The organism is Bacillus cereus group sp. BfR-BA-01347, from assembly GCF_022663835.1.
Lineage (GTDB): Bacteria > Bacillota > Bacilli > Bacillales > Bacillaceae_G > Bacillus_A > Bacillus_A thuringiensis_K.
The window spans coordinates 119,965-136,024 of sequence record NZ_JAKUGG010000001.1; the positions used below are offsets into that span (position 1 = coordinate 119,965).

Consider the following 16,060-nt stretch of genomic DNA (forward strand, 5'->3'; position numbering starts at 1 on the left):
AACCAATCGGGCTTTTACGGGCAGTTGATCCCCAAACTAATTTCTTTGCCTTAGCTGAATTTTGAGGTGGGGGTCTTACTGCCCGTTAATAGCGGGGTAAATGAACAGAAGAGAATATTTTTTAGAATTAAAGGAGACGTTTATGCAAAAGTTTGAACAAGCTGTTTCATATATTGAAAATGGTGAAGCGGAAAAAGGATTACAATTATTAAAAGAACAATTAAAAATTGCGAATGATGAAGAGAAGTATGATATCGCTCGTTACTATCATACGCTTGGATTTACAGATGAGGCATTAGCAATTACTGAAGACTTACGTTTACTGTATCCAGAAGAAAGTGAATTCACTGTATTTTTAGCAGAATTATATATTGATCTAGATAAAGAAGATGAAGCGATTGAAGTGCTTCATGATATTCCAGAAAATGACGATTTATATGTTCAATCGTTATTACTTGTTGCAGATTTATTCCAAATGCAAGGTTTTGATGATGTAGCAGAGCAAAAACTATTAAAGGCGAAAGAAATGATGCCTGATGAACCTGTTATTACGTTTGGGTTAGCAGAATTATATAGTAGTAAAGGTGAAGAACAAAAGGCAATTACTTATTATGAATCGCTATTAGCGGAACATAAAGTAATGGGTGGTGTTGTGATTGCACTTCGCCTCGCAGAAACGTTAAGCGCGATCGGAAACTGGGAAGAAGCGATTTCTTATTATGAAGCAGGCCTAGAGGAACAAAAAGATATTCACTCATTATTTGGATATGCCTTTACATTATACCAAGGTGAAGAATATCAGAGAGCAATTGGTGCTTGGCAAGAACTAAAAGAATTAGACCCTGAGTACGCATCACTGTACATGTATTTAGCGAAAAGCTATGAAAAAGAAGGAATGCTTCAAGAAAGCTATGAAACGCTTCATGAAGGAATTAAAGTAGATGAGCTTTCAGTTCCATTTTATGTAGAGTTAGCGAACATTGCGGCGAAATTAGGAAAAATAGTAGAAGCAGAGGAAGTTCTTCAAAAAGCGCTTGAGTTAGATCCAGGGCATTTAGGTGCAACATTAAAATATGCATATATCTTAAAAGAACAAGAAAAGTACGAAGAGTTAATTGCAATTGTAGAGCGTGCTATTGATAGTGGAGAACCAGATACACAACTACTTTGGGATCTTGCGTATGCAAAAAAACAATTAGAAATGTATTCGGATGCATTAAAACACTATGAAAGTGCATATACTTCTTTTAAGAATCATCCAGACTTCTTAGAAGAGTACGGTTATTTCTTATTGGAAGAAGGAAAACGAAAAGAGGCGAAAGAAGTATTTACCCAGTTATTACAACTAGACCCGACACAAATTCATATTGAAGAGTTGTTATATAATTTAGAGGATTTTTCATAAGTTGGAAGGAAACTGAATGCCGCTTCTTGAATCTAAAAAGAAAAGAGAAAGACAGAGGAGGGACTTAATTGCTATGAATACCCCTGTTTCTGTAAACGAGAAGAAGGATTTTGTAAAATGGTTTTTGAATAATTACCAACTGAAACAGCGTGAATGTGTATGGATTCTGAATTATTTAATGAGTCACGACCAATTGATGCATAAAGTCCACTTCGTAGAGCATGCAAAATATTGTCCGCGTGGCTTAGTAATGTCAGCGAATTGTGTGAAAGACACACCGTTTCACTTTTTTAAACAAAATGTTATGACAACAGATGCTGAAAAATCGTTTCATGATATTCGTTTAAATCGAGATGAGGATATTTATATTCAACTCAACTTTAAATCATCGTTTCAAAATGCGAATTATGTAGCTGTATTAGAAGAAAATCCATATCTACCAAAGCATATTGAAGTAAATGAAAAAGATCGTTTACTTGCAGAAAGGTTTTTGGAAGAAAGTGTATTTTCGTTTAGGAGAGAACGCCTTTTGAAACAAATTGATGAAGCGTTAGATAAGCAAGATAAGGAAGCGTTTCATAGATTAACGGCAGAGTTAAAGACTTTATAGAATTTATTTGGATTAATTAATTTTTACAAATTTCAGACTTTTATTAAGAAAAACTACCTATATTGGGTAGTTTTTCTTTTTTTACCTCTTTTAGTGTGGTTTAATATATATAAAGTGAAAGTTCTGTCATTTGTAAGTAAAGGAGGGAAGGGATTTGAAGTGGATTGTAAAAGATGTAGAACAGTTTGAGCAAGCAAGAGAGTATGTTGATACAGGAGTAATACCGCTGTTATCAATTTCGGCAGCAAAAGAAATGAAAATGATTGTAGAACAAGGTGAATTTATCGAATTGTTGAGCACGGAATTGGAAAGAGAGTATAAAGGAAGAGTGCTTTTACTGCCTGCGTTTACGTATTTGGTCGAAAGTCAAAAGAATGAAAAAGGTCGTTTGCAAGAATGGACAAATCATTTACGAAGTGAAGGTTTTAAGCATATTGCTTATATTACAAGTGATTTTTCATGGAAAGAGGATATGCAAGAGTTACAGGGAGATTTATTTTGGTTTCCTTCATTAGCGTTAGAACAATTTAGTGATCAAGCAAAAAGAGAAGTTATTCATGCGCATATAAAAAATATAATGGTGATGTTGGAAGAGAAATGGGGAAACTCGCAATAAACAGAAAGTTCTTATTATTATGAGTAGTATGATATTGACCTGTGCATGAGCGTATTATATCATGATAGTGTCCTAGTTTTTATTTTTTATATAATTTATCACGAGGGGACAATTTCTGATAGAGGGGGGAAATTTTCGTGAGCGACAAAGAACATCGCGTGTCAAGAAGACAATTTTTAAATTACACACTCACAGGGGTAGGAGGCTTTATGGCTGCCGGTATTTTAATGCCGATGACGCGATTTGCGCTTGATCCGGTGTTAAGAAAAGAAGCGGGAACAGATATGGTTGCTGTTGCGCAAGTAAAGGATATTACAACAGAGCCGAAGCGTTTCGATTTTAAAGTGAAGCAGGTTGATGGTTGGTACAAGTCTGAAGAACCAAAATCGGCTTGGGTTCATAAAGATGAAAGCGGAGACATTGTTGCGTTCTCTCCAGTATGTAAACATTTAGGATGTACAGTTAACTGGAATTCGGACAAAGCACATCCGAATCAATTCTTTTGCCCATGTCACGGGGGGCGTTATACAAAAGATGGGATTAACATTAAAGGTACGCCACCCCTTGCTCCGCTTGATGTGTACGAGTCTAAAGTGAAAGATGGAACGCTGTATCTAGGAAAAGCGAAGCCAAGAGGGGGTGCAAAGTAGATGTTAAATAAAATTTATGATTGGGTGGATGAAAGATTGGATATTACACCAATATGGCGTGATATCGCTGATCATGAAGTACCTGAACATGTAAACCCGGCACATCACTTTTCTGCATTCGTCTATTGCTTTGGAGGACTTACCTTTTTCGTTACTGTAATTCAAATTTTATCTGGAATGTTTTTGACGATGTATTATGTGCCTGATATTAAAAATGCTTGGGAATCAGTTTACTATTTACAAAATGAAGTTGCTTATGGGCAAATTGTTCGTGGTATGCACCACTGGGGTGCTAGTCTCGTAATTGTAATGATGTTTTTACATACACTCAGAGTTTTCTTCCAAGGTGCGTATAAAAAGCCCCGTGAGTTAAACTGGATTGTTGGTGTTCTTATTTTCTTTGTTATGTTAGGTCTTGGTTTTACCGGATATTTATTGCCGTGGGATATGAAAGCTTTATTTGCTACAAAAGTAGGGATTCAAATTGCAGAGCAAACACCGCTCATTGGTCCTTATATTAAAACATTACTCGCTGGTCATTCCGAAATTGTTGGCGCTCAAACATTAACTCGCTTCTTTGCTATTCACGTCTTCTTCTTACCAGCAGCACTTCTAGGTTTAATGGCCTTCCACTTCATCATGATTCGCAAACAAGGTATTTCCGGTCCACTATAAGAGATTGCTAAATTAAAGGGGAAAGAACTAAAGGAGGGAGATTATGCATCGCGGCAAAGGGATGAAGTTTGTAGGAGATTCTCGGGTACCAGTAGCTCGGAAACCAAATATTCCAAAAGACTATTCTGAATACCCAGGGAAAACAGAAGCATTTTGGCCGAACTTCTTGTTAAAAGAATGGATGGTTGGTGCAGTTTTTTTAATCGGTTATTTATGTTTAACAGTGGCGCATCCGTCGCCGCTTGAGAGAATGGCGGACCCAACTGATGCTGGATATATACCACTTCCAGATTGGTATTTCTTATTCTTGTATCAGTTATTAAAGTATTCTTATGCTTCCGGTTCATTTACTGTAATTGGAGCATTTATTATGCCAGGGATTGCGTTTGGAGCATTACTGTTAGCTCCATTTCTTGATCGAGGTCCAGAAAGACGTCCATTGAAGCGTCCTGTGGCAACTGGATTTATGCTTTTAGCAATTGCATCGATTATTTTTTTAACTTGGGAATCTGTAGCACACCACGACTGGGAAGCTGCAAAAAAACAAGGAGCAATTGTAAAAACAGCGCCAGTTGATAAAAATGATGATGGCTATAAATTAATGCAAAAAAATACTTGTTTAACATGTCATGGTGACAATTTACAGGGCGGGGCAGCAGCACCGGCACTGCAAAACTTAACTTTAAAGCCAGAAGAAATTGCTAAAATTGCGAAAGAGGGAAAAGGTTCAATGCCTAAAGGTATATTTAAAGGTACGGATGAGGAACTGAAGAAGCTTTCGGAATTCGTTGCAAAGTATAATAAAAAATAATAAAAAGCTGACTACAAAATTTGTAGTCAGCTTTTCTATTTAGTTAGATGAAGTTTGTTATAATAGAGTAGGATTTAATGAATGAATTACTTTGCTTGAAAGGTGTTGGACATACGGATTGGTGTACTTGTATGCAATGTTAAGACAACGCTCGGTATTATTATTTTTATTAATTGTTAACATATTAGGTACAATTTACGGATTTATATGGTACGGAAATCAATTGAAAGAAACGTCACCTATATTTTGGCCGTTTGTACCAGATAGTCCTATGGCGAGTCTCTTTTTTGTCTTTGTTTTAATTGCTTTTTTGGCAAAGAGAAACTGGGGATTAATAGAAGCGTTAGCGATTGTAACTTTAATAAAATATGGTATTTGGGCTGTTGTTGTAAACGGGATTATGATTTACGTAAAAGGGCCTATTGGCCTTATGGGCTACATGTTAATGCTTTCGCACTTTGCGATGGCAGTACAAGGATTTTTATATGCCCCATTTTATCGTATAAAAAAATGGCATTTTATAGTAGCAGCTGTGTGGACGTTGCATAACGATGCAATTGATTATTTATTTTGGCAAATGCCGCGATATGGAATTATGCATTTGTTTGTAGAGGAAATTGGTTATTTTACGTTTTGGTTAAGCATTGCTGTATTATGTATTACATATTATTGTTGTTTAAGTGAGCAAAGGAAACAATTTTCTTTATGATGGTTAGAACATTTTAGGGGGGAGAACATGGAGAAAAATAAGAGTGGTACAAAAATATTGGATCGATTGATTACTTTAGTTGTTTCATATAGCATAGCATTTTCTATTTTTGCACTCTCAACAATGGCAGTTGTATATGGAAAATGGCTGTATTATTTTGAAATTGATTTTTTAAATATTCCTGATTTAGCGGATATGACGAAGGATGAAATTAAAAGAAATTACGATGTGCTTATTACATATTTATCCCCGTTTTATGACGGAGCATTACATTTGCCAACATTAGGTATGTCTACAAATGGCCGTATTCATTTTGTAGATGTTAAAAATATTTTAGTAAACATTCAATATGTGATGTATGCGACAATTATGATTGCAGTGATAGGCGGAATTTATTTATTAAAAAAGAAAAATGAAAAGTTTTTACTGCACGGATCGATTTTAACAATCATTTTTCCGATAGCGCTTATGTTACCAATTGCTATTAATTTTGAAAAGAGTTTTGTATTATTCCATAAGCTTTTATTTAGTAATGATTATTGGGTTTTTGATCCTGAAAAGGATCCAATTATATTAATGTTACCAGAAGAGTTCTTTATGCATGCTGCATGTGCTATTTTATTATTCATTTTAGGTGGTAGTATACTTTGTTACAGTTTATATAGATGTTTCGTAAAAAAGAAAAGGATGTCACAGAAAAAATTCTCTGCTTAAAGAGAATTTTTTTCTTTGTAAAATGATAATATATTTTTCGGTCTAGTTCTGTTCTATTCTTGTCCAAATTAACATATTTTGTACTAGTAGTTATAGGGGGGACCGGGATGAAGAGAACATTAATTGGATTGATAGCATTTCTAATTATAATGTTTCCGTTACGTATATATGCTGAAGAGTGGAATGAGCTAACAGGGTTGTTAGACGATTCGTTACAGTTAGTGAAGCGTAATGAAGATGAAAAAGCGGTACAAGTATTACAACATTTCTCGGAGCAGTTTTTAATAAAGGGGAATGAAAAGAAGCAGGAAGTAACACCAGATCAAGTTAGAGTTATTTCTTTAGCTTACGATAAGGCGCAACAATCGCTCTCTGAAGAAGGTTTAGGTAAGCAAGCTAAAATTGATAATGTGCTGGCATTACAACTTGCTGTTGATGCACAAGTATCGAAATATCAACCACTTTGGATGGAAAGAGAAAGGAAAGTAATGGATGCCTTTTCTCAAATGGAAAAAGCGATGGAAAAAGAAGATGCTGGGCAGTTTCAACAAACGTTAAATACGTTTTTAAATGAATTCAATATTATTTATCCAAGCTTAATGATTGCTTTGCCAGAAAATGAGGTCCAGCGTGTAAATGTTCATTTATCTTATTTAGATGAATTTCGTAACGTTATGTTAAAAACGAAAGGCGGCCAAATGCAATTAGGGATTATTAAAGGGGATTTGCAAAAGATATTTCACACAGTAAAAAAAGATGAAATTGCACCCTCTCTCATTTGGTTTATGACAATTACTGGGGGACTTATTTTATTCACATTAACTTATGTTGGATGGAGAAAGTATAAAGGAGAGAGAGAAAAAAGAAAAAGTAATGCACATTCTAAAAATAGATAATGCAATAAATAAAGATATGGATTGTAAGGTTTATTCATTGACAATAGTGGCAGAAGAAAATAGAATGAGAAGTACTATAATTAAAACTTCAATGGAGGTTCATGATGTTTTATTTAATTTACTTCGCGATCATAATGATCATACCGTTGTATGCACAGTCAAGAGTACGTAGTGCCTATAGCAAGTATTCACAAGTTTATTCAACATCAGGTATGACAGGAGCGGAAGTGGCTCGAAAAATTTTAGATGAAAATGGATTATACAACGTAGCTGTAGAAGAAACACCAGGTCATTTATCAGACCATTATGATCCAACCGCTAAGACGGTTCGATTATCAACAGATAACTATTATGGACATTCAGTTGCTGGTACAGCAGTTGCAGCACACGAAGTAGGACACGCAATTCAAGATGCAAAAGATTATAAATTTATGCGCGTTCGTCATTCGTTAGTGCCAGTTGCAAACTTTGGTTCGAATATGTCTTGGATTTTCGTCCTAATCGGTATATTTGCACAAATGTCTGGTTTGTTGTTATTAGGTATCATTTTAATGGCAGCAGGTGTTGTGTTCCAGCTCGTTACATTGCCAGTTGAGTTTGATGCGTCAAAGCGCGCAATGCAACAAATTGAAGCGCTAGGTATTGTATCAACAGATGAATATGGGCAAGCTCGTAAAGTATTAAATGCGGCAGCATTAACATATGTAGCAGCTGCAGCTGTAGCGGTATTTGAATTATTACGTCTCGTATTAATGTATACTGGTATGCAGCGTAGCGACGACTAAAGACTATCAATTTTGATAGTCTTTTTTTGTTGTATGGATTGAATTATATAATGTATTGCAAATAGAAATAATAGAAGTAATGCGGAAAGGCGGTGGGGGGAAATGAAATATCCAGACCATTTAGTAAAACAAGTGCAAGAGCGCAGTGCTCCTTATCAACTAGAAGGTTTTTTAAGTGGACAAGGTCCTGAAAATCCCAAATTTATGTTATTAGGAGAAGCGCCTGGTGAAACAGAAATTCATAATGGGATTCCGTTTAGCGGGAGGGCGGGGAAACAATTAATGGATTTTTTAGAGCGTATTGATGTTACAAGGGAAGAAGTATATATTACGAGCGCTGTTCGGAGTAGACCTTATAAATGGCGAGAGAAAAAAGAACGAAATGGTGAAGTCATGCAAAAAAAATATAATAGAACGCCAAATCAGGGAGAAATAGTTGCCCATGCGCCTTTGTTAGATTATGAATTAGAGAAAATAAATCCGAAGCTTATCGTCACGCTTGGAAATATCGGTCTTCAACGTTTAACAGGAAAAAATAAAAAAATCACAGATGTACACGGGCAATTATTAAAACAGCCCATTCAAAAATTAAAGGATATGCAAAGTGCAGAGTTTACATGGTCAGAGAAAGAATACGAAGTTTTTCCGACTTTTCATCCAGCTTCCATTTTTTATAATCGGGGTTTATTGGAGCTTATTTATGAGGATTTAGAGAAGCTTAAAAGACTTGTAATAAAAAACTAGAAAAGCTAAGGCGCTTTTCTAGTTACATTTAATTATGTAAAGGGTTTTTATTTTCATCTAACGTAAATCCTTCACCAACTACATCATGTACATCACTTACAGCGACAAAAGCATGAGGATCTACAGAAGTAATGATATTTTTTAATTTCACGATTTCATTTTTAGCAACAACGCAATACAATACGTTACGTTCCACTTTTGTATACGATCCAACAGCTTTTAAAAAGGTTGCTCCGCGCTCCATTTCAGATAAAATTTTGGCAGCAATTTCATCGTTTTTCTCTGAGATAATAGTCGCTCCTTTGGCAGCATAAGCTCCTTCTTGCATAAAATCAATGACCTTAGCACCGATAAAAACAGCAACTAGCGTATACATGCCCTCGCGGTATGATAAATAGGTAAGAATAGAGACGACGATAACGACAGCATCAAACATAAACATTGTTTTCCCCATACTCCAGCCAACATATTTGTGAGCTAGTCGTGCGATAATATCTACACCGCCAGTAGTCCCGCCATATTTAAATATTATTCCAAGGCCGATACCGATAAATGCCCCGGCGAATAAAGCTGCGAGTGTCATATCATTTTGCAAGTTTAAATGTAAGTTGAGTACTTCGTAACGCTGGAAAATCCATAGAAATAAAGATACGCTAAAGGTGCCAATTAATGTATATAAAAATGTCGCTCTGCCAAGTAACTTCCAACCAATAAAAAATATAGGGATATTTAAAATTAAGTTTGAGTAGGAAGGATCAAACTTAAATAAAAAATACAATAATAGTGTAATACCAGTAAACCCACCCTCTGCAAGGTGGTTTTCAATATTAATATTGACAATACCGAAAGAAAATATAGCGGAACCAATTAAAATAAAAACAATATTTCGCATCTTCAATTTTGATGTCATATAGAAATCCCCCTAATTATGTAATGATTGCATTGCTCCGCTGAAACGGTAAAACATAATAATAAGTAATTTCTAGTTGCTAGTGAAAATAGTAAGAACCTGCACCAACGGCTGATAGGAGATGAAGCAAAGAAGAGGGGCAAACCAGCCGTAGGAACCCGATTGGTACGGGCTAATCTTTTGCAAAAAACGCAAAAGAAGTTTCACTTTACCCCGTACCAACGGCTGGTAGGAGATAAAGCTCTGAAGAAAGGCGAACCAGCCGTAGGAACCCGATTGGTACGGGCTAATCTTTTGCAAAAAAACGCAAAAGAAGTTTCACTTTACCCCGTACCAACGGCTGGTAGGAGATAAAGCTCTGAAGAAAGGCGAACCAGCCGTAGGAACCCGATTAGTTCAACTAATCTTTTGCAAAAAAACGCAAAAGAAGTTTCACTTTATTATAGTCTATCCAAAAATGGGTGGCAAATAGGTGTTTGGCGGGGAATAATATTTGTCAAATCGCGATGAATTGGCTAACATGAAAGAGGAAGGATTAGAGGTGAATAGTATGGAAGCAAAAACGATGAAAGATATGCAGAAAGAAGTAGATGCATATATTGGTCAGTTTAAAGAAGGTTATTTCAGTCCGCTTGCAATGATGGCTCGTTTAACGGAAGAAATGGGAGAGCTTGCAAGAGAGGTAAATCATTATTATGGTGAGAAACCGAAGAAAACAACTGAAAAAGAAAGAAGTATTGAAGAAGAGCTTGGAGATGTATTATTTGTTATGATTTGTATGGCAAATAGTTTAAATATTGATTTAGAGACAGCACATAACATTGTAATGAATAAATTTAATACACGTGATAAAGATCGCTGGACACGTATTGATGAGGGAGAGAAAGAATAATGAAAGAAATTAAAGTAATTATCGCCGGACCAAGAGGACGTATGGGTCATGAAGCAGTTCTTCTTATGGAAAGAACGGAACATTTTAATTTAGTAGCAGCAGTGGATTATAAGCATGGTGGTGAGAAGATTTCTGATTTACCTGGCATGCCAGCATTACATGCACCGATTTACGCTGATTTACATACTTGTTTAGATGAAGTAGAAGCAGATGTGTTGTTAGATTTAACAACACCAGAAGTGGGGAAACAACACGTTACACTTGCAGTTGAGCGTGGACTTCGTTCGGTTATTGGTACAACTGGATTTACAGAAGAAGAATTGGCACGTTTAACAGAGAATGCAAAAGAAAAAGCAGTAGGAACAATTATTGCTCCAAACTTTGCAATTGGTGCAGTTCTTATGATGAAATTCTCACAAATGGCAGCGAAATATTTCCAAGATGTTGAGGTAATTGAATTACATCATGATCAAAAATTAGACGCACCATCTGGTACAGCTGTAAAAACGGTAGAGTTAATTCGTCAAAATCGTGAATCAAAGCAGCAAGGTCATCCAAATGAAGTAGAGCAACTAGCAGGTGCACGTGGTGCAAATGTAGACGGTATTCACATTCATAGTGTACGTTTGCCAGGGCTTATTGCACACCAAGAAGTAATGTTCGGTGGAGATGGACAAATGTTAACAGTTCGTCATGATTCATTCAATCGTGCATCATTTATGTCAGGTGTAAAACTATCAATTGAGACAGTAATGAACCTTGATCATCTTGTGTACGGTTTAGAAAATATTATCGACTAAAGGGGAGACAACGGATGAAAATTGCCTTAATCGCACATGACAAAAAGAAAAATGATATGGTTTCGTTTGCATACGCATATAAACCAATTTTTGAACAACATGAATTATTTGCAACAGGAACGACAGGGCTTCGTATTATGGAAGCGACTGGATTAGTTGTAACAAGATATCAATCTGGCCCTCTTGGTGGAGATCAAGAAATTGGTGCAATGATTGCAAAGAACGATTTAGATATGGTGATTTTCTTCCGCGATCCATTAACAGCACAGCCGCATGAACCGGATGTGAATGCATTGCTTCGTTTATGTGATGTATATGCGATTCCACTTGCAACGAATATGGCAAGTGCTGAAATGTTAATGCACGCATTAGAGCGAGGAGATTTAGATTATCGTAAGTTAAGAAAATGAGGGGAACAATTATGAGTGGATTACATATATTAGCGTTTGGTGCTCATGCCGATGATGTTGAAATCGGCATGGCTGGTACCATCGCTAAATATACAAAGCAAGGGTATGAAGTAGGTATTTGTGATTTAACAGAAGCTGATCTTTCTTCAAATGGAACGATAGAGTTGAGAAAAGAAGAAGCGAAGGTCGCAGCTCGTATAATGGGAGTAAAAACGAGGCTGAATTTAGCGATGCCAGACCGTGGTTTGTATATGAAAGAAGAGTATATACGTGAAATTGTCAAGGTGATCCGTACATATAAACCAAAACTAGTTTTTGCGCCGTACTATGAAGATCGCCATCCAGATCATGCAAATTGTGCAAAGCTTGTGGAAGAGGCTATTTTTTCAGCAGGAATCCGTAAATATATGCCGGAACTTTCACCACATCGTGTGGAGTCTTTTTATAATTATATGATTAATGGTTTTCATAAACCGAATTTTTGTATAGATATAAGTGAGTACCTCTCTATAAAGGTGGAAGCATTAGAAGCGTATGAAAGTCAGTTTTCAACAGGGAGCGATGGTGTTAAGACACCGTTAACAGAAGGTTACGTTGAAACTGTGATCGCTCGTGAGAAGATGTTTGGAAAAGAAGTTGGAGTCTTGTATGCCGAGGGATTTATGAGTAAGAAACCGGTTTTATTACATGCTGATTTATTAGGGGGATGTAAATGAAATTAAAAATAGGTATTACATGTTATCCTTCTGTAGGTGGTTCTGGAGTTGTTGGAACAGAATTAGGAAAGCAATTGGCGGAACGTGGGCATGAAATTCACTTTATTACATCGGGTTTACCATTCCGGTTAAATAAAGTATATCCAAACATTTATTTTCATGAAGTGACGGTAAATCAATACTCTGTATTTCAATATCCACCATACGATTTAGCGTTAGCAAGTAAAATGGCCGAGGTTGCACAAAGAGAAAACTTAGACATTTTACATGTGCATTACGCAATACCACATGCAATTTGTGCATATTTAGCAAAACAAATGATCGGAGAGCGTATTAAAATTGTTACAACCTTACATGGAACAGATATTACTGTGTTAGGTTCCGACCCTTCGTTAAATAATTTAATTCGTTTTGGTATTGAGCAATCAGATGTTGTCACTGCTGTCTCGCATTCATTAATTAATGAAACACATGAGCTTGTAAAACCAAGTAAAGAAATTCAAACGGTATATAACTTTATAGACGAACGTGTATATTTCAAGCGTAATATGTCTCAATTAAAGAAAGAATATGGTATAAGTGAGAGTGAAAAAGTACTTATTCATATTTCGAATTTCCGTAAAGTGAAACGTGTGCAGGATGTTGTTCAGGCATTTGCTAAAATTGTTAAAGAAGTAGATGCGAAGTTGCTTCTTGTTGGAGACGGACCAGAATTCTGTACGATTTTACAGATAGTGAAAAATTTACATATTGAAGATCGCGTTTTATTCTTAGGGAAGCAAGATAATGTTGCAGAACTACTCGCGATGAGTGATTTAATGTTGCTTCTATCAGAGAAGGAAAGTTTTGGTCTTGTTTTATTAGAAGCAATGGCGTGTGGTGTACCTTGTATCGGAACGCGGGTTGGAGGTATTCCAGAGGTTATTCAACACGGGGAAACAGGATATTTATGTGAAGTTGGCGATACAACAGGAGTGGCAAATCAAGCTATTCAGCTATTAAAGGACGAGGAACTTCACCGTAATATGGGAGAGCGAGCAAGAGAAAGTGTTTATGAGCAATTTCGCTCAGAAAAAATTGTTTCACAATATGAAACGATTTACTATGACGTACTAAGGGATGACAAAAATGGAAAGATTTAAAAAAGCTAGTTCTATTATTGAGACATTAAAGCAACAAGGACATGAGGCTTACTTTGTTGGTGGGAGCGTACGAGATCTTATTATCGATAGGCCGATTGGAGATATTGATATTGCGACATCTGCTCTACCAGAAGAAGTGATGGCTATATTCCCAAGAAATGTTCCTGTTGGTCTTGAGCATGGAACTGTAATTGTTGTAGAAAATGGTGAGCCTTATGAGGTAACTACTTTTCGAACAGAAAGCGAATATGAAGATTTTCGAAGACCTAGTAGTGTTCAATTTGTTCGTTCATTAGAAGAGGATTTAAAACGTCGTGATTTCACGATGAATGCAATTGCTATGACAGAAGAAGGCAAAATGGTTGATTTATTTGCTGGACAGGAAGCCATTCAACAGAGAGAAATTGTGACAGTTGGAAATGCTGCGGATCGTTTTCAAGAAGATGCCCTGCGAATGATGCGTGGTATTCGGTTTGTAAGCACGTTAGGTTTTTCATTAGAAATGAAAACGAAGCAAGCGATTGAAACGCATGGGCATTTGCTAGAACATATAGCAATTGAGCGTATTACAGTAGAGTTTGAGAAACTGTTAACTGGTACATATTGTGTGAAAGGTCTCAAAGAATTAGTAGAGACGAAGCTATTTTCTCATTTGCCATATTTACAAATGTCAGAAGAGAGACTGTTAAAAGCTACGCAGTATAAATGGGATTCTTTCGAAACGGATATTGAGGCGTGGGCATTTTTCTTATATTGTATCGGAGAAGAACATCCATCTGTCTTTTTACGTCAATGGAAGTTTTCGAATAAAAAAATAAAAGATATTGTTGCAGTTTTATTGGCAATTCGTACTAGAAAGGAGAAGGATTGGGATACAGTCCTTCTTTATAAAACGGGAATTCATATCGCTGAAATGGCAGAGAGAGTATATGAAGCGATGATTGAAAGCTATAATCCTACATCTGTTGAACGAGTACAATCAATGTTTCATGCATTGCCAATCCAGGAGCGTCAAGAAATGAATGTGACTGGTAATGATTTATTAAACTGGGCAAACAAAAAGCCTGGTCCGTGGGTTGCTGAAATGCTTCAGAAAATCGAAGAAGCAATCGTACAAGGAAACGTAGTTAATGAGAAAGAGCGTATAAGGGAGTGGCTGCAAGGATGCAATCTACTATAAGAAAGCAGTTATTGCAAGTTTTTTCTGAAGCGGATGGCGAGTTTGTATCCGGCCAAACAATTAGTGATAAACTTGGTTGTTCAAGAACTGCTGTGTGGAAACATATGGAGGATCTCCGGAGTGAGGGATATGAACTTGAAGCTGTGCGCCGATTAGGTTACCGAATTGCAAGTAAGCCAGACAAAGTGACTGCTAATGAAATTCAGTTAGGGCTACAAACGAAGCGAATTGGTAGAACAGTGTATTTTGAAGAAACTGTTGAATCAACGCAGCACATTGCAGCAAAACTTGCTTATGAAGGTGCAGAAGAAGGAACTGTCGTTGTAGCAGAAGAACAAACAGCGGGAAGAGGTCGTTTAAGCAGAAAATGGCATTCACCAAAAGGAACAGGGATTTGGATGAGTATTATTTTACGCCCATCAATCCCAGTTCATCATGCACCGCAACTTACTTTGTTAGCGGCTGTTAGTGTTGCACAGGCAATTGAAAAATGTACAGGTGTAAACGTAGGAATAAAATGGCCAAATGATATTTTAATTCAAGGTAAAAAGGCTGTAGGTATATTAACAGAAATGCAAGCGGATCCTGATAAAATTAATGCTGTCATTATGGGCATCGGTATTAATGCGAATCAAAAGCAAGAACATTTTGATGAAGAAATTCAGCACATTGCTACTTCATTAGCGATTGAATCAGGTAAGCCGATTGTTCGTGCAGAACTTATGCAACAAATCTATTTACAACTAGAAAAATTATATGAAGAGTATTTACAAAATGGTTTCTCTGTCATTAAAATTCTTTGGGAAAGTTACGCTGTGAGCATCGGGAAAGAAATTACCGCTCGAACAATGAGAGAGACGATTACGGGTGTAGCAAAAGGAATTACAGAGGATGGTGTATTGCTTCTAGAAGACCATGAAGGAAAAGTACATCATATTCATTCTGCAGATATCGAAATTAAGTAAAAGAAGTTCCTCTTTTGGAACTTCTTTTTATTTCAATAGTTTTGAGGTGAATTTGTAACATGATAATAAATTCTTTTCATCTGCAATTCTCCTTTGTTAAGTGCTTTCTTCAATTAACCTGCATCATTAGTTTAAGGGTTATACTATACAGTTAAATGGATTACAGAAAAAATTAACTTGGACTTTTTTTAACATGCGTTGAAAAACATGTATCTTTTCAGGATTGAATTATCCATAAAAACTGTATAGCATATACTCTCGTATTAAATTTCATATACCGTAATAAGAATAAAAAATTATTTTTTCAAAAAAATGTAGTAATTCCTTTTTGTAGTTTGCTATAATTAGTTCGAATGTGGGCAGTATCAGAGCGAACTGCACCATGATTCGAAGTCATACGAAAAATAATAACTTGGATTCTGCCTTGATC

At 36.2% G+C, this 16,060-nt stretch carries 19 protein-coding genes; 18 read left to right on the top strand and 1 reads right to left on the bottom strand.

Annotated elements, in window-relative coordinates:
* Positions 1 to 142: 142 nt before the first annotated feature.
* The 11 genes from MR143_RS00645 to MR143_RS00695 all read left to right on the top strand — a co-directional run bounded on the left by MR143_RS00645 (position 143) and on the right by MR143_RS00695 (position 8,615).
* Positions 143 to 1,405, top strand: a complete 1,263-nt coding sequence (locus tag MR143_RS00645) for a tetratricopeptide repeat protein (RefSeq protein WP_001168671.1) — start codon at positions 143 to 145, stop codon at positions 1,403 to 1,405.
* 73 nt (positions 1,406 to 1,478) lie between these two features.
* Positions 1,479 to 2,015 (top strand): ReoY family proteolytic degradation factor, encoded by a 537-nt coding sequence (locus MR143_RS00650; protein WP_001095925.1) that lies wholly within the window; start codon positions 1,479 to 1,481, stop codon positions 2,013 to 2,015.
* 154 nt (positions 2,016 to 2,169) lie between these two features.
* Positions 2,170 to 2,631 (top strand): YpiF family protein, encoded by a 462-nt coding sequence (locus MR143_RS00655; RefSeq protein ID WP_202822485.1) that lies wholly within the window; start codon positions 2,170 to 2,172, stop codon positions 2,629 to 2,631.
* A gap of 137 nt (positions 2,632 to 2,768) precedes the next feature.
* The gene (qcrA, locus tag MR143_RS00660; protein WP_001280593.1) at positions 2,769 to 3,281 is read left to right on the top strand and encodes a menaquinol-cytochrome c reductase iron-sulfur subunit; all 513 of its coding nucleotides are present in this window, start codon (positions 2,769 to 2,771) and stop codon (positions 3,279 to 3,281) included.
* On the top strand, positions 3,282 to 3,956 hold the full coding sequence (gene qcrB / locus MR143_RS00665; RefSeq protein WP_000932700.1) for a menaquinol-cytochrome c reductase cytochrome b subunit: 675 nt from the start codon (positions 3,282 to 3,284) through the stop codon (positions 3,954 to 3,956).
* Positions 3,957 to 3,999: 43 nt separating this feature from the next.
* Positions 4,000 to 4,767, top strand: coding sequence for a menaquinol-cytochrome c reductase cytochrome b/c subunit (qcrC, locus tag MR143_RS00670; protein ID WP_199717562.1), 768 nt, complete (start codon positions 4,000 to 4,002; stop codon positions 4,765 to 4,767).
* 118 nt (positions 4,768 to 4,885) lie between these two features.
* On the top strand, positions 4,886 to 5,476 hold the full coding sequence (gene lhaT, locus MR143_RS00675) for a lipoprotein heptaprenylglyceryl N-acetyltransferase LhaT (protein WP_116777454.1): 591 nt from the start codon (positions 4,886 to 4,888) through the stop codon (positions 5,474 to 5,476).
* Between the two features lie 27 nt (positions 5,477 to 5,503).
* Entirely contained in the window at positions 5,504 to 6,190 is a 687-nt protein-coding gene (lit, locus tag MR143_RS00680; protein WP_046945517.1) for a lipoprotein intramolecular transacylase Lit, read from the top strand.
* A 107-nt stretch (positions 6,191 to 6,297) separates the two neighbouring features.
* A complete protein-coding gene (ypjB, locus tag MR143_RS00685; protein WP_199717561.1) occupies positions 6,298 to 7,086 on the top strand; it encodes a sporulation protein YpjB in 789 nt (262 codons plus the stop codon).
* 101 nt (positions 7,087 to 7,187) lie between these two features.
* Complete coding sequence (locus MR143_RS00690; protein ID WP_058839490.1) at positions 7,188 to 7,871, top strand: zinc metallopeptidase; 684 nt, start codon at positions 7,188 to 7,190, stop codon at positions 7,869 to 7,871.
* A gap of 102 nt (positions 7,872 to 7,973) precedes the next feature.
* Complete coding sequence (locus tag MR143_RS00695; RefSeq protein ID WP_000876872.1) at positions 7,974 to 8,615, top strand: uracil-DNA glycosylase; 642 nt, start codon at positions 7,974 to 7,976, stop codon at positions 8,613 to 8,615.
* Between the two features lie 28 nt (positions 8,616 to 8,643).
* Here MR143_RS00695 and MR143_RS00700 read toward each other — a convergent pair whose 3' ends face one another.
* Positions 8,644 to 9,525 (bottom strand): YitT family protein, encoded by an 882-nt coding sequence (locus tag MR143_RS00700; protein ID WP_000202124.1) that lies wholly within the window; start codon positions 9,523 to 9,525, stop codon positions 8,644 to 8,646.
* Positions 9,526 to 10,075: 550 nt separating this feature from the next.
* Between MR143_RS00700 and MR143_RS00705 the strand changes: the two genes are divergently transcribed.
* Genes MR143_RS00705 through MR143_RS00735 form a run of 7 tightly spaced genes read left to right on the top strand, consistent with a single transcriptional unit; the run spans position 10,076 to position 15,630 of the window.
* A complete protein-coding gene (locus MR143_RS00705) occupies positions 10,076 to 10,417 on the top strand; it encodes a nucleotide pyrophosphohydrolase (RefSeq protein WP_002108639.1) in 342 nt (113 codons plus the stop codon).
* On the top strand, positions 10,417 to 11,217 hold the full coding sequence (gene dapB / locus MR143_RS00710) for a dihydrodipicolinate reductase (protein ID WP_000658810.1): 801 nt from the start codon (positions 10,417 to 10,419) through the stop codon (positions 11,215 to 11,217). The genes MR143_RS00705 and dapB overlap by 1 nt, the downstream gene beginning before the upstream one ends.
* A 14-nt stretch (positions 11,218 to 11,231) precedes the next feature.
* Positions 11,232 to 11,627 (top strand): methylglyoxal synthase, encoded by a 396-nt coding sequence (gene mgsA / locus MR143_RS00715; protein ID WP_000684765.1) that lies wholly within the window; start codon positions 11,232 to 11,234, stop codon positions 11,625 to 11,627.
* A gap of 11 nt (positions 11,628 to 11,638) precedes the next feature.
* The gene (gene bshB1 / locus MR143_RS00720; RefSeq protein ID WP_000015673.1) at positions 11,639 to 12,343 is read left to right on the top strand and encodes a bacillithiol biosynthesis deacetylase BshB1; all 705 of its coding nucleotides are present in this window, start codon (positions 11,639 to 11,641) and stop codon (positions 12,341 to 12,343) included.
* Positions 12,340 to 13,485 carry an N-acetyl-alpha-D-glucosaminyl L-malate synthase BshA gene (gene bshA, locus MR143_RS00725; protein ID WP_000768305.1) on the top strand — a complete coding sequence of 382 codons (1,146 nt, stop codon included), beginning with the start codon at positions 12,340 to 12,342 and terminating at the stop codon, positions 13,483 to 13,485. Before bshB1 ends, bshA begins: the two co-directional genes overlap by 4 nt.
* Positions 13,472 to 14,665 (top strand): CCA tRNA nucleotidyltransferase, encoded by a 1,194-nt coding sequence (locus tag MR143_RS00730; protein WP_000439318.1) that lies wholly within the window; start codon positions 13,472 to 13,474, stop codon positions 14,663 to 14,665. Before bshA ends, MR143_RS00730 begins: the two co-directional genes overlap by 14 nt.
* Positions 14,650 to 15,630, top strand: coding sequence for a biotin--[acetyl-CoA-carboxylase] ligase (locus MR143_RS00735; RefSeq protein WP_001192064.1), 981 nt, complete (start codon positions 14,650 to 14,652; stop codon positions 15,628 to 15,630). The genes MR143_RS00730 and MR143_RS00735 overlap by 16 nt, the downstream gene beginning before the upstream one ends.
* The last annotated feature ends 430 nt before the right edge of the window (positions 15,631 to 16,060 follow it).

Bases quoted from the DNA above. Each gene is read 5' to 3' on its own strand.
- bshB1 (WP_000015673.1), top strand. From the start codon at position 11,639: ATGAGTGGATTACATATATTAGCGTTTGGTGCTCATGCCGATGATGTT.
- mgsA (WP_000684765.1), top strand. From the start codon at position 11,232: ATGAAAATTGCCTTAATCGCACATGACAAAAAGAAAAATGATATGGTT.
- MR143_RS00700 (WP_000202124.1), bottom strand. From the start codon at position 9,525: ATGACATCAAAATTGAAGATGCGAAATATTGTTTTTATTTTAATTGGT.
- qcrB (WP_000932700.1), top strand. From the start codon at position 3,282: ATGTTAAATAAAATTTATGATTGGGTGGATGAAAGATTGGATATTACA.
- MR143_RS00650 (WP_001095925.1), top strand. From the start codon at position 1,479: ATGAATACCCCTGTTTCTGTAAACGAGAAGAAGGATTTTGTAAAATGG.
- MR143_RS00705 (WP_002108639.1), top strand. From the start codon at position 10,076: ATGGAAGCAAAAACGATGAAAGATATGCAGAAAGAAGTAGATGCATAT.
- MR143_RS00735 (WP_001192064.1), top strand. From the start codon at position 14,650: ATGCAATCTACTATAAGAAAGCAGTTATTGCAAGTTTTTTCTGAAGCG.
- MR143_RS00695 (WP_000876872.1), top strand. From the start codon at position 7,974: ATGAAATATCCAGACCATTTAGTAAAACAAGTGCAAGAGCGCAGTGCT.
- lit (WP_046945517.1), top strand. From the start codon at position 5,504: ATGGAGAAAAATAAGAGTGGTACAAAAATATTGGATCGATTGATTACT.
- MR143_RS00645 (WP_001168671.1), top strand. From the start codon at position 143: ATGCAAAAGTTTGAACAAGCTGTTTCATATATTGAAAATGGTGAAGCG.
- qcrC (WP_199717562.1), top strand. From the start codon at position 4,000: ATGCATCGCGGCAAAGGGATGAAGTTTGTAGGAGATTCTCGGGTACCA.
- MR143_RS00690 (WP_058839490.1), top strand. From the start codon at position 7,188: ATGATGTTTTATTTAATTTACTTCGCGATCATAATGATCATACCGTTG.
- dapB (WP_000658810.1), top strand. From the start codon at position 10,417: ATGAAAGAAATTAAAGTAATTATCGCCGGACCAAGAGGACGTATGGGT.
- bshA (WP_000768305.1), top strand. From the start codon at position 12,340: ATGAAATTAAAAATAGGTATTACATGTTATCCTTCTGTAGGTGGTTCT.
- MR143_RS00730 (WP_000439318.1), top strand. From the start codon at position 13,472: ATGGAAAGATTTAAAAAAGCTAGTTCTATTATTGAGACATTAAAGCAA.
- ypjB (WP_199717561.1), top strand. From the start codon at position 6,298: ATGAAGAGAACATTAATTGGATTGATAGCATTTCTAATTATAATGTTT.